We start from the raw sequence: 19,995 nt of genomic DNA, 5'->3' as shown, positions 1-19,995 counted from the left end.
CGACAGAACTTCAAATCGCCGGGTGCGGCTGCAGCGCATGCTTACTGCAATTGATGAAACCCGTCTTTGAAATCTCACAGGTGCTTCCATCCTAAAGTATTGAAATGGTTGTCACACATACGCTTAAAGAACACTCCATTCAGATGGCGAATATTGGATCCACGAACGGGATGCGGTTCCTTCGTGGATCTCTGAGTGTTGAACTCAAGCTGGATGAACGCCCTGTGACGCAAGCCGACAAGCCGGTTGAAGCTGAGGTTCGGTCCTACTTGAAACGACATTTCCCCGAGCATGGAATCTTTGGTGAGGAACACGGGCAGGAGGCTGGAGACGGTCGGCATATGTGGTTCATTGATCCAGTTGGCGGCACCCGTTGTTTGGCTTCCTGTGTGCATATCCGGTTGAGGGACAGCCTAGGCTAGGGTTGGTTGGAAGGCCTGCCTTGGATGAGGTATTTGTGGGTGTCATGGGGGAGGGGGCCACAAAGAATGGCCAGCCCATTCAGACCCCGCAGCAAACGCGTTTGGATCAGTCGATCCTGTCTGTGAACAAAGATGACAAGATTCAGCGCGATCATCCGAACCTGTTCGACCGATTGATGCAGGCTTGGCAGAACCGTCGGTTTACCTCTGACTGTTAACCTTATGCGCTGTTGGCTGCGGTGCATGTGGATGCTGTGGTGGATTTTGATCTGCAACCCTAAGCATTTCTGGCAGTCACGCCATTTGTTGCGGCAGCCGGTGGTGTGAAGACCGATTGGCAGCGTAGGGCTTTGAAACTGAAGTCTGATGCACGGTCGCTTCTGCGGCGACGCCGGAATTACGTGCTAAACTACTGGCGTTGATACACGGATAGAGGCCCGGCAGAATGCGCCGGGCCTTGGCTTCATGGTCTTGGTCATTCGGCTGCTATGGCCTGTTCATAACCAGTCGTCTTGGCAATTGGGCTCCATTCCAGATCACCCGTGTAACGCCATGCCAGATCACCCTTTTCGTCCATCGCGATCAGGTGAAGCCAGCGGTTGTCAAAGAGCGCTTTGACATTGGCGTGGCGCTTGAGAATGGCGTTCATGGCCTCACGTGGGGCTTCGATCACCACAGACAGACGCAGAGGGTCGTGTTGGAACGCCTCGCCATCATGAACTGATTGCCAGGGCAGCCCCGGACGCAAAGCGCCGCCGTTCCCTTCAACAACACCAATCCCGCCGACTACGTTGTGGAGCAACTTGTTGCCCCCACCGAATAACCCCGGCGCGACAGTCGAACCATAGTATTGCAAGCTGATCCAGCTGGCCACGACAACCGGGGCGGTCATGATCAACTCTAGCACGCCAAACCCATCATCCGAGCGCCAGTCATAGCTGTGAAGGAAGGACTGCCCGGCCAAACCGGTCCCGTCAGTCCGGCTTCGCGGCGCTGCGATAAAGGCGCGGCACCCTGCCAAACCCCATTCGGGTCGAAGCTCTGCCCAATCCTTGGCGCGATGGGCGATATCGTCGCCCCCATGGGCCCGAGGCAGCCGGGCCGCACGCTCGGTACGTGAGAGGCGTCCGGCTTCTGCCAACCAGGTTTTCAGCTGAGCGATCTGCGGCGCCCACAATCCCGCGGGGTGATCCTGATCAAACAGAGTAACGCCATCTGTCGTGGTATTGTGCAGCGCTGGCAGAAACAGCGTGTCAGTGGGGATGTCGATCCCTTTGTCCCGCAGTCCGTCCCGTACTTGGTTGTCGTTCAGCAGGCTGGCAAGTAGCCGGGCGCTTACATCCCCCGCGTGACCGCCGCAGGCACCGCATTGCAACGCGCTTTCATGGGGGTTATTGGTGACGTCCGCCCCATGTCCCGCCAGCATCACGATGCGCGCGAAATTATCTGTCAGAGACATCGCGCCCAGAATGGCTTTGGCGGTATCGATGCGCGTGACCAGATCCATTAAAGGGTCCAGTTTAGGCGCAGGGTCAAACTTGCTCCCACTACCACTCGCAGCCAGCGAATCCCGCAACAATTTACCAGCGTATATCGGACCAGTCGCCTCGACAAAGGCAAAGGATGAAACAGCGGCCAGCTTGAACCGCCCCCACGCCCTTTTGGCACGGGCCGTATAGCGACGATCCAGGTCGGACAGTGTGTCTTCTGCTGCTTTGGACTTAACATTGGGGTTCAGCAGAACCGGACCCCGCAGTTCGGTCACGTCTGATCCCGCGCATTTATGTGCGCTGGCCAACCCGAAGAACCCGGCAAAGCCGATGGTTTCGATACCCGAGTCCTGTGCTTCCAACGCCCGGCGAAAAACTTCGGACCGGACATCGATACAGAACGCAGCCTGCACCAGTGGGCGGCCCTCGGTCGCCCGTGGCTGACGACTAGCCAAAACCTGACCCAGCTTGCGCTGTTGAGCCCGTTCCGCAGCATCCTGCAGAATGGCATCAATCACCATGTCACGGGACGGAGTGATCGGGGTCTCGTGCATTGCGACGGTTTCCAGCCAACGCGCCGAAATCTGATCACGGTATTGGTGGAACAGGGCCTCTTCAAATACCATCCGAATGGCCAGCAACTCCGCCGTTGTTGTGTCGGTCTGACCCTGAAGCTCGGCCTTCCACAACAAATAGCGCGCGTATTGCGCCCAACCGCCAAGCGTGACTAGCCAACGATGAAATGTTGTTCCAGCCGCGTCAGGCGTCACGCCCAGCGTTTCCGAGGCCCGCCCGATGGCGCGCCATTGCGAACGGTTGGTGGCCGCCACAAATGCGCCAAAGCCTTTCAACCCATTGATCTCAGGTGTCAGGTCGCGCGATGCGAACTCCCGCCATGCACTGAACGCACCGCCGGCACGGCTGGGCTGCCAAAGGGCCTGGCCTTCGTCAAAATGGCTGGCAGCCCAAGCTCCGATACGTTCTTCGATTAAACCGGGCCAGTCGATGCCAGACACATCTGCGGCCAATTCCGCCACCGTCGGAAACGGGGCAAGAGGTGCGGCATCATCCGTCAAAGCGGCTGTGACTTCTTCAAGCCCCGGAGGATCAAAGCGACTTTCTACATGCGAAATCGCCTCAAGCAGATCCCCTTCGGTCATCTCACCCGAGTTCAACTTCTCGGCCATAATGCGCCTGTCAGGGGTGATGCGCACACCGGCAACACGGCCAAGACGTGCGGCCGTTACAGCGAGGGTATCCCCTGTCTGACCCAAAAAGGGGTTCACAGCGACATTCGCAGACAGCGGAAACAGAGGAGGGATCTGACGCACAGCGTCATTAGCAATCGCGACTAGTTCCAAAAGCGGAGCAGGATAGCTTTCGTGTTTCATATACATATCTGATCCCCTTTTCACACAGTCCGGCGCGTGGACCACCCGTCCAGCAGCCGATCAAAGATTGCGTTGGCATAAAGTCCATTGGACAAATGCACCCGCATTCCCGCCGCCGCCGGATGCGAGGCCCAGAGCGGGAAGGTCGATTGGGCCAGCGCCACGGCGCCAAAACTGATGAGCGCAAGAACGATCAAAGCCCATTCCAGCGGTCCTGCAGCAGGCGTAGGCGGCAGGGTGCCCGCCGTTAGATTCTGCGCAGCGATTTGCAGAACGAAGTAGCTAACCGATGTTGCACCCGCATAGATGACAGTGCGCCGGGTCAGCGCACCGGGCGCTGCATCCGCAAAGCCTTGCGCCAGCAGGTAGGCGACGCCAAAGATCAGGATCACACCCAAGGCAATGGCCTGAACAGATTTCCCGTCGATTCCGAACACCGAAGCCACCGCACCATAGATCAGAATGCCGGTTGCAAAGGCCAGCAATACATTGCGGGCACTTGGTACTGCCACCGGCCCCGGACGGCGAATGGCGGCCACGTTGCGCACAGCTTCACCCGCGCTCAGGAAGGCGTGGGCCTTGTAGAGCGAATGCGCCACAATGTGCAGCAGCGCCAGCGGGAACAGGGCAAGACCGCACTGCATGATCATGAACGCCATCTGGGCAATTGTTGACCACGCCAGGGATGTCTTGACCGCGGGCTGCGTCAGCATGACCAAGCCTCCGAACAGCGCGGTGAAACCGCCCAGCATGACCAACAAGGCCATAATTCCAGGAGCCACCAGCATCACATCCGCAAAGCGGATCAATAGAAACCCGCCCGCATTGATCACGCCCGCATGCAACAGGGCCGAGACCGGGGTTGGTGCTTCCATCACCTCGGTCAGCCACCCATGGACCGGGAACTGGGCCGAAGCCAGTACGGCCGCCAGTGCGATGAACAGGGCGGCGACAATTGTGGTTACTGTCGGCTGTGCTTCTGACAGGATCGTAGCGATGTCGGTGGTGCCGTAGCCGATGATCAGCAAGGCAACGGCCAGACCAAGCGCAACTTCGCTGATTCGCGCCACAACAGCCTTTTTGCGCGCTGCGCGTTGTGCCGTGGTACGTTCGGGGTAGAACAGCAGCAGTTGATGCAGTGCCAGGCTTGTTGCAATCCAGGCGACCAGCAGTTGGACGATGTTGCCGGACATCACCAACAAAAGAACGGCGGCCAGCGCGACAGACATCCAACCGCTAAAGGCACCCTGCCTTGGTTCTCCGTCCATGTATGTTGCAGAGTACCGCAATACGATCCAGCCAATGAAACTGACCAGAATCAACATTGTGGCGCTTACAGCATCCAACCGGACCGAAAGGCCCACTCCCCAAAAGCCGATCATCGTCGAGGTCCCGGACCCTTTTGCAATTAGCAGCATGACCGCCAAGGCAGACACGCCAAATGCCGCCAGGGCCGCCCATTCTGCGACTTTCGGCAAATTGCCCGGACGCATCCCCGGATGTCGGCTGCAGTAATATGCAGATCCCAACAAGATCATTGGACTTAGGAGGGGTAGAAGCAGGTAACTCATGCGTGTGTCCCTTGACGTTCGATACTGACTCGACTTGTTCCGTTCGACATATTTCGCAGTGCAACATAAGAAAAATACATTGTTTGATGTGTTTCGTTCATATAAATAGAACGATATGCCGCTCAACTATCATCACCTGCGCTACTTCTGGGCCGTCGCTCATGACGGGAACTTGACCCGCACGGCGCAGCGTTTGAATCTTTCTCAATCGGCCTTGTCGGTGCAGATAAAAGAACTGGAAGACCGGCTTGGTCATCCGCTGTTTGAACGCCGGGGCCGCAAGCTGCATCTCACCGAAGCCGGACATATCGCTCTGGACCACGCCGATGCGATTTTTGCGACAGGTCAGGAACTTGTGGCAACCTTGCAGGACGCGGGGAATACGCGGCAAGCTCTTAGGGTTGGGGCACAGTCCACCCTTTCTCGCAACTTTCAGATTCGTTTTTTGCGGCCCATTTTGGCGCGCGCAGACGTCGAGGTTATTTTAAGGTCCGGTAGCCCAAGCGAGTTGCTGGAGGGGCTCGAAACGCTGAATTTCGACCTGGTCTTGATGAACCACGAACCCGCAAGCGACAGTTTGACCAGCTTTGTCACTCATCATTTGGCCGAACAACCGGTGAGCATCGTCGGAACCCCCGATCGTCTGAAACCGACACGTTCAATAAGGGATCTATTGGAAGAACAACCCTTCATCCTGCCCACAACGAACAACAGTGTCCGCACGGCTTTTGATGCCATGGCCAGCCGCATGTCGGTGCGCCCTCAGGTGGCAGCCGAGGTGGACGACATGGCGATGATGCGGCTGCTTGCACGGGAGGATATCGGGCTGGCTCTGGTGGCTCCGATCGTTGTTCAGGATGAGTTGATTTCGGGTCGTCTGGTCGAGGCGCAAGAGCACCCGAAAATCAAGGAAAACTTCCACGCGATCACGTTCAAACGCCGGTTCCCGAACCCTTTGGTGCAAGAGCTCTTGTCGCATGGATCGGACACGCAGGACGGTCTCTGAGGTCAGTCACCACGCGCGGATTTGAACAGGTACAGGAAAACAAAAAGAGACCCGATAGACGTTGTCACGATACCCACGGGCAGTTCCTGTGGGGCCAAGAGCAGGCGGGACAGAATATCCGACAGCGTCAGCAGAATCGCCCCTACGATGGCCGAGGTAATCAGCAGGTTTCGGTGCAGCGTACCAGCAATGCCGCGCGCAATATGAGGCACCATCAGCCCAACAAATCCGATGACACCAGCCACGGACACAAAACTGGCCGTAGCCAACGCAGCCACAAAGAACATTCGGAATCGAAGACCCTGGACGGGAATTCCCAGTGACGACGCAGTGAAATCTCCGGTCAAAAGGGCATCCAGCCAGCGACTGCGATAAAGCGCGTAGCTTAGGATCAGGGCAAGCCCGGTCAGGACCAGTGGAAAGGTCTGCCATCGGGCAAGACCCAATCCGCCCAGCATCCAGAAGATAACCGAATGCGCCGCACGACTGTCGCCGGAAAAAATCAAATAATTTGTAATCGCGGAAAACAGGAAAGACACAGCCAAACCGGCCAGGATCAGCTTTTCCGGCGCACTTGTGCGCAAACCCTGAACCAGAGCCAGAACAATGCCAGAGGCTATTAGCCCCCCGCAAAACGCCGCCAAAGGCAGGGTCCAGACCCCCAGCACATCGCCAGTGACCGTTATGACAAGAACGGCCCCAGCCGCCGCCCCCGAGGACAGGCCAAAAAGGAACGGATCGGCCAGATCGTTGCGCGTGGTTGTTTGCAAAACCACGCCAACTACGCCCAGCCCTGCGCCGATCACAGCGGCGAACAAGGCTCGGGGGAGGCGAAGGTCGAAAACGATCCGATGCACCGGGGACATTTCACCTTCTGTCAGGCCGGTCCCCAAGCCAATGGCGGTAAAGACCTCGGCCATTGGGATCGAGGTTGTGCCATAGATCGTAGACAGCAGCAAAAGGGCGGTCAGAATGACCGCCCCCAGCAAGATCGATCGGCCCAAATGGACCATGTCAGTTGGTCTCCGGATGCATCGCATTGGCCATCTTTTCAATGGCTTCAATATTTGCCGGTCCGGGTGTCAATTCCTCGTAACGCAGGCCGATCCAGCGCGCGTTCTTGACTGCATCGGTTTGTGACATGACAGGATGATCTTTCAGAAACTGGAAGGTATCTTCTGCACCATTTCCTGTTTGATAGTCCAGTAGCACCAGGAATTCCGGGTTTGCGGCTGCCACGGTTTCCCAAGAGGTGCGACCCCAGCTGGTATCCATGTCATGTGTGACGTTTACACCCCCCGCAGCGGCAATCATGGCGTCCGGGATGGCGAATTTACCTGCGGTAAAAGGCGCATCTGCCGGCCCGTCCAGCAGGAAAACACGAGGTTTATCCAGATCGGCGGTTTTTGCCTCAAGGGCATCCAACTGGACTTTCCAGCCCAAGACAAGGTCTTCCGCCTTAGCCTCGACACCCATCACCTGGCCCAAACGCAGGACGTCGTCAAACAGCAGATCCATGCTGGCTTCGGGGCGGTCTTTGTTCAGGTGCACGCAGCTTTCGGTCAAGACCATGGTCTTGATGCCAAAGGGTTCCAGCGTGTCTGGGGTCACTTCGCCACCTGGCTGCATTCCGTAATACCAACCAGCGAAAAACATATCGGGTTCGACAGAGACAAGGTTTTCAACTGTAGGATATTTCGGAGCCAACTCGGGGATGTCGCCGCGCTGTGCATCAAAATCCGGGCTGGTCTTGTACCAGCCTGTGATGCCGGTCAGGCCGACGATCTTGTCTTGCAGACCCAAAGCAAACGCCATGTCAGTCATGTTCATGTCGTGAACAACGAGCCGTTCTGGCGTTGTTTCAAAAACCAGTGGCTCGCCGCAATTGTCCACTGTAATGGCATCCGCGGCTGCGCCGCTTGCCAGGCCAGTGAACACAGCCACAGGCCAGAGTTTCTGCATCATTGTAAGCTCCTGTTATGATGACAGTTTACGTTTTCGAATATCCAGAGCAGGGATCATGCGGCCCTCATGCTGGAAACACAGATAATCCACTCCAAACGTGTCGCGGACACGATCCGTTGTCAGAACATCGTTGACAGGGCCAAACCCTGTCAGACGTGTTGATTTCATTAACGCCACATGAGTGGCAAATTCCGGGATCATGACCAGATCGTGGACGATCATGACAACCGTCACGCCCAATTCAGCGACCAAAGACAACATGTGCCCCTTGGCATCCGGGTCTAGGTGATTGGTCGGCTCGTCCAGAAACAACAGAGACGGGTTTTGAGCCAGCGCACGTGCGATATGCGCCCGTTGCCTCTCACCCCCCGATAGCTGACCCATAGGTTTGCGGGAAAGGTGCATTAAACCCGTTGTTTCCAAAACCCGGTCAAGATCTTCCCTGTGCTCAGACGCGGACTTGTCAGCCTTGATCGGAATTTGGCCAAGTGCAACATAGTCGTGCAATCGCAACCGACTATCCGGCATTTCCTGTTGGCCAACCACAGCGATCGTCCGCGCGCGTTCATGGGCCGACAAGGTGCGCAGGCTTTGACCTTTTATCTGCACATCACCCAGCGCAATACGTTCGATTCCGCAAAGCAGCTTGAGCAGCGTAGTCTTCCCAGCCCCATTCGGTCCCGCAATCGCCAGAATTGATCCTTCTTCCAAGCCAAAGGACACATCCTGAAGCAGCACATCACCGTTCAAGGCATAATATTCTAGGTTTTCGACAGCCAGGAAACTCATGACGGCCTCTGCGATGGCAAGGCAGGCATGCGCGACAAGGTTTTGGTGAACAGTGTTAGCGGGCGGTCAGTTGCGTTTGTCCAACCATCGGAACTGAGCTGATATTGCCCGGCGAATTCCACCACTGCATCCAGATCCTGTTCCGAAACGATGTCACCAAACAAATACTGCGCCTTGCCCGGTGCCTGAAAACCGACGGTGGTTGGCCGGTCGCAGCCCGCCATGCACGCGACCTCCCGGATTGCAAACCCTTCGGGCAGTTTTCGCGCCAATGCGCCACTCACTTGATCGGTGGACATCGCGCCTGTGCATGTCGTGCATACAAGTAGGAAATGATCTGCAGTTTTCGTCATTGTGCGCACCGGTTACCGCTGATCAAACTACAATACAATGTTATAACATTACTATTTTGAGAATCGCGATCTTTTCGCGAGGCCACAGCACAATAGGTATTGGGGTTGAGGATAAAGCTATCAGTCACCTGTTGCATTGTCCGCTCTGCTTGAAACCAAGCGCGGACAGAAGGTGCCAAAAATGGAAACACGCGAAAACCGTGCCATCAAAGCCTCCTTCCAGGACGCCCCGCCCCGGGTTGGTTAAACATCGGATGGCAGGTCTCCTGACTTGCGGGTCAAAGCTTGGCCCACCTTCCCAACCCTTTCGGGGTCAGTGGCGCAGTGGCGTCGCTCTCCGCTTACAGTTGCGGGGGCAGTCACGGACTTGGCGCAATACAGCGCCGCACCGTATTCCCATTTTCATCCCTTTCGGAACCATCCAACTCAGCTAGGCTGGCGGTGCTGGACTTGTCAAGAAGGAGAAGCAGTCGAGCCGATCCAAAACATCTGGGCGCGGCTCACATTCACGTTGGCCGGTTCTAGCCTGGTTGATATCAATAGTCGGAAACCAACAAGAAGTCCGGCGCAGCGTCTTCTTCGATCTGTGAAAACCGAGGGATGGAATCTTCGAAGACATTATCCGTACGGTCATCATTCACAGTCGAAACCTCTCCAATAAGGCAATCGCCGTGTTCTGCCCAGAATGCGTGCCAGACACCCGGCATAAGGGTCACGCTTTGCCCCGGTTTCAGCCGCAAATGCTCACCTGGTTGCAACGTAACAGGGCAGGCATCGCTGGGTACCGTCACTGGCGTGTTCCGGTCGATGCCCCCGTCAGGGTCAGATGCGTAAATCTCCAGCACCAGATCACCCCCGCCGCGATTGATGATGTCCTCGGCCTTTACGATGTGACGATGCATCGGAGACAGTTGTTTATCTTTCGAGATCAGCAATTTTTCCGCATACAACATCCCGCGACCTGATTTCAGATCATTCACCTCACCATTGCGCAGAGTGAAGAGGAACAGGCCGAGTTCGTCAAACCGACCCTGAGCGTAATCGGTGATGTCCCAGCCCAGCCCCCGACTGCGGATCGTTTCAGCTACAGGACTTCGCATCTGATCGGGCGACCAATCGGCAAAAGGTGGTAACACGGCTCCAAAGGATTGTATGAAAGCCTGCGCTTCGGACTTGATGCGGTTAATTTCGGATCGTTTCATTGGTTTTTCCAAGAATTAAAGCTCATGCGCCCAGGGCGGCTCGGCCCCGGCACGGGATACGGTTACAGCGGCGACTTCGGCTCCCAGTTCCATGGCCGCGCGCAACGCTTCTGGGGTCAGGTTTCGCACGCCTTGTTTGGTCAGTTTCTCAGCACGGCTGAGTGCGGTGAGCACACCAGCATTGAACGTATCGCCGGCACCGATCGTGTCTACGACCTGCACCTGTTTCACCGGCACCGAAACCTTTGATCCATCTGCCAGATACCCATGTGCGCCATCACCGCCCCGGGTCACTATCAGGGCCGTTGGCCCGGCCTGCAACAACAACGCGGCTTTCGCCGACTCGGGCTCGGTACCGGGAATGATCCAGTCCAGATCCTCGTCGGAAACTTTGACGATATCGGATTGCGCGATCATGTGGTTCAGGCGTGTTCGAAACCGGGCCTGATCCTCGATGAAGCCCGGACGGATGTTCGGATCCAGCATCACCGCACGTTCGCCACCATGACGCTTCAACAATGACGCGTAGGCATCCGCGCAGGGCTCACACGCCACACTAATACCCCCTAGATACAAAGCAGAGACTGCTGGAAGCTGATCTGGCATATCTTCCGGCGTCAACATACGCCCAGCCGTGTTTTCATCGACAAAGCTGTAGGTTGCGTGCCCATCTTGAAGTTGAACAAAGGCAAGTGTGCTGGGGCGATCCGAGACGATCACATGCGATGTATCAACGTGACTGGCGTTTAATGCGGTGATCAACTGCTGGCCGAACATGTCCGTTGAAATGCCCGTCAGCATCCCCACAGATACGCCTAGACGCCCCATGGCGACTGCTGTATTCAGGATCGCCCCGCCGGTATGCGGAACAAAGCCGTGCGCACCGAAAACTGTCGGCTCGGCGATCATATCAATCAGGGCTTCCCCGCAACACAAGATCATTCGACAGTCCTTTCCTGGAGTTCTTGTGGGGCACGTCGCTTAACGCTTGAGGGCGTTCTTGCAAAAGTTGTTTGCACCAATGATGCCAAATTCGGCTTGTTCTGAGACGTACAGGTTCAATGACTTTCGCAACTCACTAAAACGTCCACCGCCGTTGAACGCATCCTTAAAGTCCTGATCAAAGAGCCAACGGTTTTTCTCGGCGACGCCGCCCACAAGAAATACCCCACCGGCAGGCATCAGAGTAACTGCCATGTCGCCCATAAGTGCGCCCAGATGCGTGGTGAACATCTGCGCTGTTTTGACTGCGATGGGGTCCGAGGCATCGCGGGCTTCGGCCAAAATCTCTTTGGCAGAGCGCAATGAAGGCTGTGCGTTTCCAGCCGCCAATCCAACGGCTTGATACAGGATGGGCAAGCCCGTTCCGCTGAGGAACATTTCCGCTTCCAGAGCCAGGCTGTTCCCGAAAAAGCATTCAGGTGCAATTCGGCGGGCTGCTTCAAAGATCTCTACCTCGTCGCGGTGACGCGGATACAGTCCCACGTGGCCGCCTTCGCCGGAAACCGTGTGATAATGCCCTTCAGAAAACAACAAAGCTCCGACACCAAGCCCAGTGCCGGGGCCAACCACCAAACGCGTGCCCACAGGCGGTTTCGCCTGACCTTGCAAAACCGAAACTTCGTTCTGTTTGACGTCAGCAACTGACCAAGCTGCCGCTGTGAAGTCATTAATAACAAAAGTATGCTCCGCCCCGGTCGCCTGCGCCAGTTCAACCTCGGACAAGTCCAGATTAGCGTTTGTAAGACGGATGACTCCGTTTCTTACAGGACCAGCCCCAGCAGCAACGACCGCCTGAGGATTTGTGCCAACCTCATCTCGCAGAGAGTGAAATGCGTTCAGCAGATCGTCCAATGTGCCCGTAGGGTGCTTGCGCAGGTCCGTTAGCTCGCCATTTGTCACAACGCCAAGACGGGTGTTTGTTCCGCCAATGTCTGCAACCAAATTCCAGTGTTCATGCACAGAACCAGATGGTTGCGCTAACGGAAGAGAGACGTTCTGCCCCTCTGAAAGGGCGGATTTCAGCGCCGCGAACGACGCTTTGGGCGTTCTTTCCAGAGTTTCAAAATCCACGTCCACCAGTCCAAACCTTTTCTCGTACCCGAAGGCCCATTCGTAATTGTCCAGCAGAGACCAGACAAAATAGCCTTTAACCGGAACACCTTGTGCCAAAGCGTCCAGCACGGCTGCAAGGTGTGTATCAAGATATTCGATACGGTCCTCATCCCGCACGCGCTCTGCGCTCGCCATTCCGTTTTCGGTGATATAGATTGGTAGCCCGCCCGTATAGTCCTTCTGTGCTCGAATAAGAAATCGGGTCAGGGCGGAAGGGTCAATTTCCCACCCCATCTGCGTTTTTGGCAGTGGTCCGGGAACATCGGTCAAACTGGGCCACGCGGTATCGCTCGGGGCAATCAACTTTCGGGTGTAGTAGTTCAACCCGCACCAATCGACCTGAGTCCCAATCGTTTCAAAATCGTCCTGCCAACCAGATGGCAAGTGTGGCTCAAGCCCATCCAACACCAGTTTGGGGTACTGTTTCTTGAAGACGCCACCAAGAAAGAACCGATTGTAAATCGCATCATACCGGTCCGCAGCAAGCCGCGCCTCGACGCTGTCATCGGCCGGGTCTGCCCATTCGAGGTTGAACACCGCGCCCAGATTGCTCATCCCAAGACTACGCATGGCCTGAATGGCGCGACCATGCGCCAGCAAAACGTGATGCATCGCGCGGGCCGTTGCGCGGATGTCGCGCAGGCCCGGGGCGTGATGACCTTCGAAATGGCTTAGCCAGCTGACACACCATGGCTCGTTGATCGGTGCGGCACTGTACATCCTGTCCCCGATGCGGCCCATGATGACCTCGGTGAAGTCTGCAAACCATCCTGCAATGTCGCGATTGCGCCACCCCCCCTGGTCCGCCAGGGCCGAGGGCAGCTCCCAATGATACAAGGTTACGCAGGGCCGTATTCCGCGTTCCAGCAACGCGTCGGCAAGTCGATCATAGTAATCCAAACCGGCCTGATTTACCTGCCCGCGACCTTCCGGCATCACCCGCGCCCAACTGGTTGAGAACCGATAGCAGTCAAACCCCGCCTCGCGCACCAGATCGAAATCCTGTTCGAACCGGTTCAAATGATCACAGGCGAGATCGCCATTTTCTCCACGAACCACGTTTCCAGGTGAGGCCGCAAACGTATCCCAGTGTGTTTGCCCGGCACCACCCTGTGCATGCCCTTCGATCTGATAAGCTGAGGTTGCGACCCCGAAAAGGAAGTCTTTTGGGAAGTCAGAGCGAGTGTATTTCATTCTTTGTTACGTCCTGTTGGGCACAGGGCCAGTTGAGCGTCCGACAACCAGTTCAGCCTCCAGCAATTTGGATTTGGCCGCATCATCGGGGAACTTGATCCGTTCAATTAACATCTCTGCCGCCATTTCCCCGGCGTGACGGACGGATGATCGGGTTGCAGTGAAAATAGGAACGTCTTGACCGTTCTTCAGATAAGACAAGTCGTCGTCATGCGCTATGACCGAAACATCGCGCCCCATCTTCAAGCCCGCTTCATCCAAGGCACGCCTTACTCCTATGGCGGAAATCATCGAGGACGCCAATATGGCGGTTGGCGGATTCTCAAGCTGCAACATACCTCGCGATTCGTGATGGCCATACACTTCCGTCATCTCTGCGCTGCGCATCAGTTCGGGATCGGCGGCAAGGCCAGCTTGCTTGAGCGCTTCCAGATACCCGGCGCGTCGGCGCTGTGCGAAATCCATATCTTCCAGGCCATTGATCAAGGCGATCCGGCGATGACCCAAATCAATCAAAAACCGCGTCGCCCGTAGAAACGAGCTTTTGTTGTTCACGTCGATCCAGTCGTAAGGCGTATCTACGCCAGTCGAACGCCCATGCACGATGAACGGCACGCCCATGCGTTTCAGAACAGCGATCCGAGGCTCATTTACTTTCGGCCCCTGCAGGACAACGCCATCGACCGCACCCCGCTGAAAAAGACTGCGATAGGCTTCTTCGATCGAAGTGTCGTCGGCGTTGGTAAACATCAAGTCGTAGCCATATTCCGCATATTTCCGCGCGGCACCGGCAACAAAGTCGCCAAAGATGGGGTTCACCATTTCATGCTGCGACGAACTGGGGATCACATGACCGATGACCATGGATCGCCCTGTCGCCAGCCCTTTCGCCCGGCTGTTGGGGCGATATCCATGTTTTTGCGCGGCGGCTTGCACACGTACACGCGTTCCTTCACTGACCTCCGGATATCCGTTCAGCGCGCGGCTCACCGTTGTTTGCGAAAGGCCCAGGATTTCCGAGAGCTGCTTCAGGTTCATTTTGCTATTCAAAGCGCCTTCAATTATCTGCAACATTTGTTGTGTGGCCAATTTGAGCGCCCGTCAACTTGTTTTACCGTTATAGCCAAATTTATTAATATTTTCAGCATAAGGCAGCAAATGATTGACAGAATGAAAGTGTTAGCGGATAACACGTCGCATCCAAAGCGCTTTGAAAGTGAGTCTTTAAGCGCGTGAAAATTCGGGAGGAGGATTAGATGAAACACTCGCTTTATGCAGGTGCGGCGATGTTCGCCCTGATGGCTGGGTCGGTTCAGGCGGAGGGTGAGTTGATCCACGCCGCAGGTGAAGGCAGCTTTGACTGGGACGGGTTCCAGGCCTTTGCCGATGCTAACGATCTGTCCGGGGAAAGCCTGACCATCTTTGGCCCCTGGCTAGCGGGTGAGGGCAAATCCTTTGAGAACCTTGTTGCGTATTTCGACGAAGCAACAGGCGCAAACTCCAGCTACGTAGGTTCAGATTCGCTTGAGCAACAAATCCTCATTGATGCAGCGGCGGGCTCGGCGCCGAACCTGACAGTGTTTCCACAGCCTGGTCTGGCGGCAAACCTTGCGAAGCAGGGGTACCTGACGCCACTTGCGGATGGGTCTGCTGACTGGATCAAAGATAACTTTGCTGCAGGTCAGTCCTGGGTCGATCTGGGCACGTTCGAGAATGATCAAGGCGCTGCCGAGTTCTATGGCTTTTTCTTCAACGTAAACGTCAAGTCTCTGGTTTGGTACATCCCCGAGAACTTTGAAGATTTTGGATACGAAGTACCGGAGACCATGGAAGAGTTCAAAGCTCTGATGGACCAGATGGTCGAAGATGGCGAAACCCCATTATGCGTTGGTCTGGCTTCAGGAGGCGCAACCGGTTGGCCTGCGACTGACTGGGTAGAAGACCTGATGCTGCGCACTCAGCCACCGGAAGTTTATGACCAGTGGGTGTCGAATGAGATGAAGTTTGACGATCCTCGGGTGATCGCCGCAATTGAGGAATATGGCAGCTTTACCCGCAACGACGACTATGTTGTCGGGGATGCAGACGACACTGCCGCGATTGACTTCCGCGACAGCCCCAAGGGTTTGTTCGACAGCCCCCCGGCCTGCATGATGCACCGCCAAGCGTCGTTTATTCCGGCGTACTTCCCTGAGGGCACCGAATTGGGCGTTGATGCTGATTTCTTCTATTTCCCGGCATATGCCGAAAAGGATCTGGGTACTCCGGTACTTGGGGCGGGAACGCTGTTTACAGTCACCAACCCAAACCCTGCCGCCGAAGCGTTCATGGAGTTCCTAAAGACACCCTTTGCGCATGAGATCATGATGTCGCAAGACGGCTTCCTGACACCGCATCTTGGTGCGAACCCCGAAAACTATTCCAACGACACCCAGCGCGGGCAGGGTGAAATCCTGACCAATGCCACCACCTTCCGCTTTGACGGGTCTGACCTGATGCCAGGTGCCGTTGGTGCCGGTACCTTCTGGACCGGGATGGTAGATTATTCATCGGGTGCAAAAGACGCAGCCACCGTGGCCGGCGAAATCCAGTCGTCCTGGGACGCAGCCAAGTGATCAACCGCTGGGGCGGTCTTAGGATCGCCCTGCTTGCCAAACGGATGAGCGCACCATGACACCGGCACTTCAAGGCCTGCTGACGATCGCCATCGGCGTGTCGGGTTGCGTGGGCTATTTCTACCTCTCCAACCAGTTTCTAGACAAAGTCCTGTTCCCGCCGCACGGGCCGAATGCGGGGCGCAACATCAACCGGGCCAACATGATCCGGCCATGGCTGTTTCTGTTCCCTGCGCTTGCTGCGCTGGGGCTGTATCTGGCCTATCCGGTTGTTGAAACACTGCGCCTGTCAATCACGGAGCGTGTGCCCGGCGGCGGGTACAAATGGGTGGGTCTGGACAATTACTCACAGATGGCGGCTGAGCCCAAATTTTGGGAGGCCATGCGCAACAACATGTTTTGGCTGATCGTCGTACCAGCCATGTCCACAGCCTTTGGTCTGCTTGTTGCGCAACTGACTGACCGGATCCGCTGGGGCAACTTCGCCAAATCTCTGATCTTCATGCCGATGGCGATTTCTTTTGTGGGCGCGTCGGTGATCTGGAAACTGGTTTATGATGCGCGTCCTGCAGAACAAGACCAGATTGGCATCCTAAACGCGCTCTATATCTTTTTCGGTGGGGCCGAACCGCAAACCTGGCTGACGGTCCCGTTCTGGAACAGCTTTTTCCTGATGATCGTTTTGGTCTGGATTCAGACCGGTTTTGCCATGGTCATCCTGTCGGCTGCTCTGCGCGGTATCCCCGAAGAAACCATCGAAGCAGCCATTCTGGACGGCGCGAATCCGTTCCAGATTTTCTTCAAGATCAAGGTGCCCCAAATCAAAACAACAATCCTTGTTGTTTGGACGACAATCACAATCACCGTGCTCAAGGTCTTTGACATCGTTTTTGCCATGACCAACGGCCAGTGGGAGACACAGGTGCTGGCCAACTACATGTACGACAAGCTGTTTCGGGCAAATGACTGGGGCGTCGGATCAGCCTCGGCCATGGTGATTATGCTGCTGGTTGCTCCGATCCTGGTGTGGAATGTGCGCAACGCCCGCAAGGAGATGGAGTAAGCCATGAGCGATATTGCTGGAACCAAACCCGCGCTCAGATGGGTTGTGCACCTTTCGGTCATCTTTCTTGTGGTGTTGTGGGTCATTCCAACTTTGGGTCTGTTGGTCTCGTCCTTTCGGACAGCCGACCAAATCTCATCAAGCGGGTGGTGGCGATCGCTGTTTCCATCCGAGCAGAATCTGACCCTTCGCAGCGCCGCGCCTGAAACACAGGCGTTGGAAAACGGGTTGTATGTCATTGAGGGCGCGCTGTTCAGCGCGGATGAGCAAGCCACAATTTCGAGATGGGGTATCAGCTCGCGTGATGTGGATGCCTTTGAGCCCGGTCAAACGGTCGAGCTACGCCGAGGCGGCACCATCACCGTCGATGCCGTTGGAAACTATCGGATGGAAAACACCGAAGAGTTCACCGGAAACCGCGGCGCGCGTATCTTTGTGACGGCCGAGTTGCCGCCTGAGTTCACCTTGGACAATTACCAGAAAGTTCTTCTGGATCAGAGTAGTACGGACAGTATGGCCAAGGCGTTCTTCAATACGCTGACCGTGACGATCCCGGCAACAATCATCCCGATTCTGGTTGCCGCCTTTGCGGCCTATGCGCTGGCCTGGATGGATTTTCCCGGTCGGGCGCTGTTGATCGCGGCGGTTGTTGGGCTGTTGGTTGTTCCGCTTCAATTGGCCCTGATACCCTTGCTGAAATTCCACCTGAATATCGGCATCGGCAAGGGTTATCTGGGCGTCTGGCTGGCACATACCGGGTTCGGGATGCCCCTGGCGATTTATCTGCTTCGCAACTACATGGCCGGATTACCGCGTGACCTGATCGAAAACGCACGCGTCGACGGCGCCACCGAGTTCCAGATCTTTACCAAGCTGATCCTGCCGCTCAGCTTCCCGGCGCTGGCGTCTTTCGCGATCTTCCAGTTCCTTTGGACATGGAACGACCTGCTGGTTGCGAAGGTCTTCCTGATCGATGCGACCGGCCAGACAACTGTGATGACCAACCGCATCGTCGAGCTTTTGGGGACGCGTGGCGGCAACTGGGAAATTCTTGCGACCGCCGCCTTTGTCTCAATCTTTGTGCCGCTGGTCGTTTTTTTCGCAATGCAAAAATACCTGGTCCGGGGCCTTCTGGCCGGATCTGTTAAATAGAGGCGTCTGATGAACGTGCAGAACAACCTTGAACACAGCAAAGCAACAAGACTGTCTTCGGATTGGTGGCGAGGAGGGGTGATCTATCAGATCTACCCGCGGAGTTTTCAGGACAGCAACGGCGATGGGGTCGGTGACTTGAAAGGCATCACCGCGCGACTGGACTATATCGCGTCGTTGGGTGTTGATGCGATCTGGATCTCACCGTTTTTCAAGTCACCAATGAAAGACTTTGGATACGATGTCAGCGATTATCGCGATGTCGATCCCATGTTCGGAACGCTGGAGGACTTCAAAGAGCTTCTGGATCAGGCGCATGCCAAAGGACTGAAAATCATGATCGATCTGGTTCTGTCGCACACGTCGGACCAGCACCCTTGGTTCAGCGAAAGCCGCAGCAGCCGTGAGAACCCGAAATCCGACTGGTATGTGTGGGCTGACCCCAAGCCGGATGGCACACCACCAAACAACTGGCTGTCGATCTTTGGCGGCTCGGCGTGGCAATGGGACTCTCGTCGCCTGCAGTACTATCTGCATAACTTCCTGACATCGCAACCGGATTTGAATTTCCATTGCCCGGATGTTCAGGATGCTTTGCTGGACGTCGCACGGTTCTGGCTGGATCTGGGCGTAGATGGCTTTCGGTTGGACACAATCAATTTTTACTTCCATGACAAGGAATTGCGCGACAACCCAGCCCTGCCAATGGATCAGCGCAACGCGACGATCGCACCAGCAGTCAACCCGTACAACCATCAGGACCACCTGTATTCGAAAAGCCAACCCGAGAATATTGCATTCCTTGAACGGCTGAGGGCGCTTACGGACGAATACGAAGGCCGTGCGTGTCTGGGCGAGGTCGGCGATGCGCAGCGTGGGCTCGAGATCATGGGTGAATACACCTCGGGCGATCAGCGGATGCACATGTGCTATGCGTTTGAGTTCCTCGAGAAACGCGCGTTGACTGCCAGTTACACCAAACATGTCTTTGACCAATTGCAGGCCAAGGCAGGTGATGCATGGCCCTGTTGGGCATTTTCAAACCATGACGTGCAACGCCATGCCTCTCGCTGGAACTTAGATGACGCAGCAGCCCGACAGCATGCGGTTCTCATGATGTGCCTACGCGGCTCGGCTTGCCTGTATCAAGGCGAAGAATTGGGCCTGCATGAAGCAGATGTGCCGTTTGAGAAGCTTCGAGACCCCTATGGCATCGAATTCTGGCCCGAATTCAAAGGCCGCGACGGTTGCCGTACGCCAATGGTTTGGCAAGCGCAGCATGAACAATCAGGCTTCAGCACCGCAGAACCCTGGCTACCGGTCAGCGTCCAACAGGCTGAACACGCGGTCGATCGGGCCGAGGTGGACCCGCAATCGATGCTGAACCACTATCGTCGCGCCATCGCGCTGCGTCATGCGCACCCGGCTCTGGCATCTGGACGTCTTTCTGAGATGAACGAAATAGGCTCAGTTTTGACTTTTATTCGTGAAGACAGCTCCGAGCAAATTTTCTGTGCGTTCAATCTCGGATCAGATCAAACCGAGATCAAAGTGCCTGACGGCAATTGGCAGACAATTGGTCAGGAACTGGGTGCCATTGACGGTGCAAATTCAATCACTCTGACGGCTTCGCAGTTCTGCCTGATGGCTCGGGAAAAGGGGTAAGG

The 19,995-nt window shown here is 56.0% G+C and carries 17 protein-coding genes, 1 pseudogene and 1 riboswitch; of the genes and pseudogenes, 7 read left to right on the top strand and 11 right to left on the bottom strand.

The window, feature by feature from the left end:
- Positions 1–104: 104 nt before the first annotated feature.
- A complete protein-coding gene (locus GOV89_RS22860; RefSeq protein ID WP_253284441.1) occupies positions 105–422 on the top strand; it encodes an inositol monophosphatase family protein in 318 nt (105 codons plus the stop codon).
- A complete protein-coding gene (locus tag GOV89_RS22855; RefSeq protein WP_371732288.1) occupies positions 374–640 on the top strand; it encodes an inositol monophosphatase in 267 nt (88 codons plus the stop codon). Before GOV89_RS22860 ends, GOV89_RS22855 begins: the two co-directional genes overlap by 49 nt.
- 257 nt (positions 641–897) lie before the next feature.
- Here the strand turns inward: GOV89_RS22855 and GOV89_RS12405 are convergent, their stop codons facing one another.
- Together GOV89_RS12405 and GOV89_RS12400 are read right to left on the bottom strand one after the other, a co-directional pair.
- Positions 898–3,309: a YbcC family protein gene (locus GOV89_RS12405; protein WP_171176929.1), complete on the bottom strand. Its 2,412-nt coding sequence runs from the start codon at positions 3,307–3,309 to the stop codon at positions 898–900.
- A 14-nt stretch (positions 3,310–3,323) separates the two neighbouring features.
- Positions 3,324–4,874, bottom strand: coding sequence for a proton-conducting transporter membrane subunit (locus GOV89_RS12400; protein WP_171176931.1), 1,551 nt, complete (start codon positions 4,872–4,874; stop codon positions 3,324–3,326).
- Between the two features lie 115 nt (positions 4,875–4,989).
- On the opposite strand from GOV89_RS12400, the gene GOV89_RS12395 reads away from it, so the two are divergent.
- Positions 4,990–5,880: a LysR family transcriptional regulator gene (locus GOV89_RS12395; protein WP_171238309.1), complete on the top strand. Its 891-nt coding sequence runs from the start codon at positions 4,990–4,992 to the stop codon at positions 5,878–5,880.
- A gap of 2 nt (positions 5,881–5,882) precedes the next feature.
- Here the strand turns inward: GOV89_RS12395 and GOV89_RS12390 are convergent, their stop codons facing one another.
- The 9 genes and pseudogenes from GOV89_RS12390 to GOV89_RS12355 form a co-directional block, all read right to left on the bottom strand.
- On the bottom strand, positions 5,883–6,893 hold the full coding sequence (locus GOV89_RS12390; protein WP_171176935.1) for an iron ABC transporter permease: 1,011 nt from the start codon (positions 6,891–6,893) through the stop codon (positions 5,883–5,885).
- A gap of 1 nt (position 6,894) precedes the next feature.
- A complete protein-coding gene (locus GOV89_RS12385; RefSeq protein ID WP_245223154.1) occupies positions 6,895–7,845 on the bottom strand; it encodes an ABC transporter substrate-binding protein in 951 nt (316 codons plus the stop codon).
- Positions 7,846–7,857: 12 nt separating this feature from the next.
- Positions 7,858–8,634, bottom strand: a complete 777-nt coding sequence (locus tag GOV89_RS12380) for an ABC transporter ATP-binding protein (protein ID WP_171176937.1) — start codon at positions 8,632–8,634, stop codon at positions 7,858–7,860.
- Positions 8,631–8,987, bottom strand: a complete 357-nt coding sequence (locus tag GOV89_RS12375; RefSeq protein WP_171176939.1) for a DUF1636 domain-containing protein — start codon at positions 8,985–8,987, stop codon at positions 8,631–8,633. The genes GOV89_RS12380 and GOV89_RS12375 overlap by 4 nt, the downstream gene beginning before the upstream one ends.
- 238 nt (positions 8,988–9,225) lie before the next feature.
- Positions 9,226–9,424, bottom strand: a riboswitch (cobalamin riboswitch).
- A gap of 99 nt (positions 9,425–9,523) precedes the next feature.
- Complete coding sequence (locus tag GOV89_RS12370) at positions 9,524–10,189, bottom strand: D-lyxose/D-mannose family sugar isomerase (RefSeq protein ID WP_171238308.1); 666 nt, start codon at positions 10,187–10,189, stop codon at positions 9,524–9,526.
- A 15-nt stretch (positions 10,190–10,204) separates the two neighbouring features.
- Positions 10,205–11,131, bottom strand: coding sequence for a carbohydrate kinase (locus GOV89_RS12365; RefSeq protein WP_171238307.1), 927 nt, complete (start codon positions 11,129–11,131; stop codon positions 10,205–10,207).
- A gap of 39 nt (positions 11,132–11,170) precedes the next feature.
- Complete coding sequence (locus GOV89_RS22850; RefSeq protein ID WP_348540082.1) at positions 11,171–12,151, bottom strand: ROK family protein; 981 nt, start codon at positions 12,149–12,151, stop codon at positions 11,171–11,173.
- A gap of 45 nt (positions 12,152–12,196) precedes the next feature.
- Positions 12,197–13,498 (bottom strand): annotated as a pseudogene (locus tag GOV89_RS22845) (GH1 family beta-glucosidase); the annotation flags it as partial.
- 6 nt (positions 13,499–13,504) lie between these two features.
- The gene (locus GOV89_RS12355; protein ID WP_171176947.1) at positions 13,505–14,536 is read right to left on the bottom strand and encodes a LacI family DNA-binding transcriptional regulator; all 1,032 of its coding nucleotides are present in this window, start codon (positions 14,534–14,536) and stop codon (positions 13,505–13,507) included.
- Between the two features lie 218 nt (positions 14,537–14,754).
- Between GOV89_RS12355 and GOV89_RS12350 the strand changes: the two genes are divergently transcribed.
- From GOV89_RS12350 to GOV89_RS12335, 4 genes are read left to right on the top strand one after another with little or no spacing between them, the layout of a single operon-like run.
- Entirely contained in the window at positions 14,755–16,113 is a 1,359-nt protein-coding gene (locus tag GOV89_RS12350) for an ABC transporter substrate-binding protein (protein WP_171176949.1), read from the top strand.
- 55 nt (positions 16,114–16,168) lie between these two features.
- Entirely contained in the window at positions 16,169–17,176 is a 1,008-nt protein-coding gene (locus GOV89_RS12345; protein WP_171176951.1) for a carbohydrate ABC transporter permease, read from the top strand.
- Between the two features lie 3 nt (positions 17,177–17,179).
- Positions 17,180–18,328 carry a carbohydrate ABC transporter permease gene (locus tag GOV89_RS12340; RefSeq protein WP_171176953.1) on the top strand — a complete coding sequence of 383 codons (1,149 nt, stop codon included), beginning with the start codon at positions 17,180–17,182 and terminating at the stop codon, positions 18,326–18,328.
- A gap of 9 nt (positions 18,329–18,337) precedes the next feature.
- Positions 18,338–19,993, top strand: a complete 1,656-nt coding sequence (locus tag GOV89_RS12335) for an alpha-glucosidase (protein ID WP_171176955.1) — start codon at positions 18,338–18,340, stop codon at positions 19,991–19,993.
- Positions 19,994–19,995: the final 2 nt, after the last annotated feature.

Origin of the sequence: Ruegeria sp. HKCCA5763, from assembly GCF_013034545.1 — a bacterium.
Lineage (GTDB): Bacteria > Pseudomonadota > Alphaproteobacteria > Rhodobacterales > Rhodobacteraceae > Ruegeria.
This window is presented reverse-complemented; position numbering and strand designations above follow the sequence as displayed.

What these genes read in the sequence shown, in the direction of transcription:
- GOV89_RS22860 (WP_253284441.1), top strand. Translation starts at nt 105, where the DNA reads ATGGTTGTCACACATACGCTTAAAGAACACTCCATTCAGATGGCGAAT.
- GOV89_RS12405 (WP_171176929.1), bottom strand. Translation starts at nt 3,309, where the DNA reads ATGTATATGAAACACGAAAGCTATCCTGCTCCGCTTTTGGAACTAGTC.
- GOV89_RS12400 (WP_171176931.1), bottom strand. Translation starts at nt 4,874, where the DNA reads ATGAGTTACCTGCTTCTACCCCTCCTAAGTCCAATGATCTTGTTGGGA.
- GOV89_RS12395 (WP_171238309.1), top strand. Translation starts at nt 4,990, where the DNA reads ATGCCGCTCAACTATCATCACCTGCGCTACTTCTGGGCCGTCGCTCAT.
- GOV89_RS12390 (WP_171176935.1), bottom strand. Translation starts at nt 6,893, where the DNA reads ATGGTCCATTTGGGCCGATCGATCTTGCTGGGGGCGGTCATTCTGACC.
- GOV89_RS12385 (WP_245223154.1), bottom strand. Translation starts at nt 7,845, where the DNA reads ATGATGCAGAAACTCTGGCCTGTGGCTGTGTTCACTGGCCTGGCAAGC.
- GOV89_RS12380 (WP_171176937.1), bottom strand. Translation starts at nt 8,634, where the DNA reads ATGAGTTTCCTGGCTGTCGAAAACCTAGAATATTATGCCTTGAACGGT.
- GOV89_RS12375 (WP_171176939.1), bottom strand. Translation starts at nt 8,987, where the DNA reads ATGACGAAAACTGCAGATCATTTCCTACTTGTATGCACGACATGCACA.
- GOV89_RS12370 (WP_171238308.1), bottom strand. Translation starts at nt 10,189, where the DNA reads ATGAAACGATCCGAAATTAACCGCATCAAGTCCGAAGCGCAGGCTTTC.
- GOV89_RS12365 (WP_171238307.1), bottom strand. Translation starts at nt 11,131, where the DNA reads ATGATCTTGTGTTGCGGGGAAGCCCTGATTGATATGATCGCCGAGCCG.
- GOV89_RS12355 (WP_171176947.1), bottom strand. Translation starts at nt 14,536, where the DNA reads ATGAACCTGAAGCAGCTCTCGGAAATCCTGGGCCTTTCGCAAACAACG.
- GOV89_RS12350 (WP_171176949.1), top strand. Translation starts at nt 14,755, where the DNA reads ATGAAACACTCGCTTTATGCAGGTGCGGCGATGTTCGCCCTGATGGCT.
- GOV89_RS12345 (WP_171176951.1), top strand. Translation starts at nt 16,169, where the DNA reads ATGACACCGGCACTTCAAGGCCTGCTGACGATCGCCATCGGCGTGTCG.
- GOV89_RS12340 (WP_171176953.1), top strand. Translation starts at nt 17,180, where the DNA reads ATGAGCGATATTGCTGGAACCAAACCCGCGCTCAGATGGGTTGTGCAC.
- GOV89_RS12335 (WP_171176955.1), top strand. Translation starts at nt 18,338, where the DNA reads ATGAACGTGCAGAACAACCTTGAACACAGCAAAGCAACAAGACTGTCT.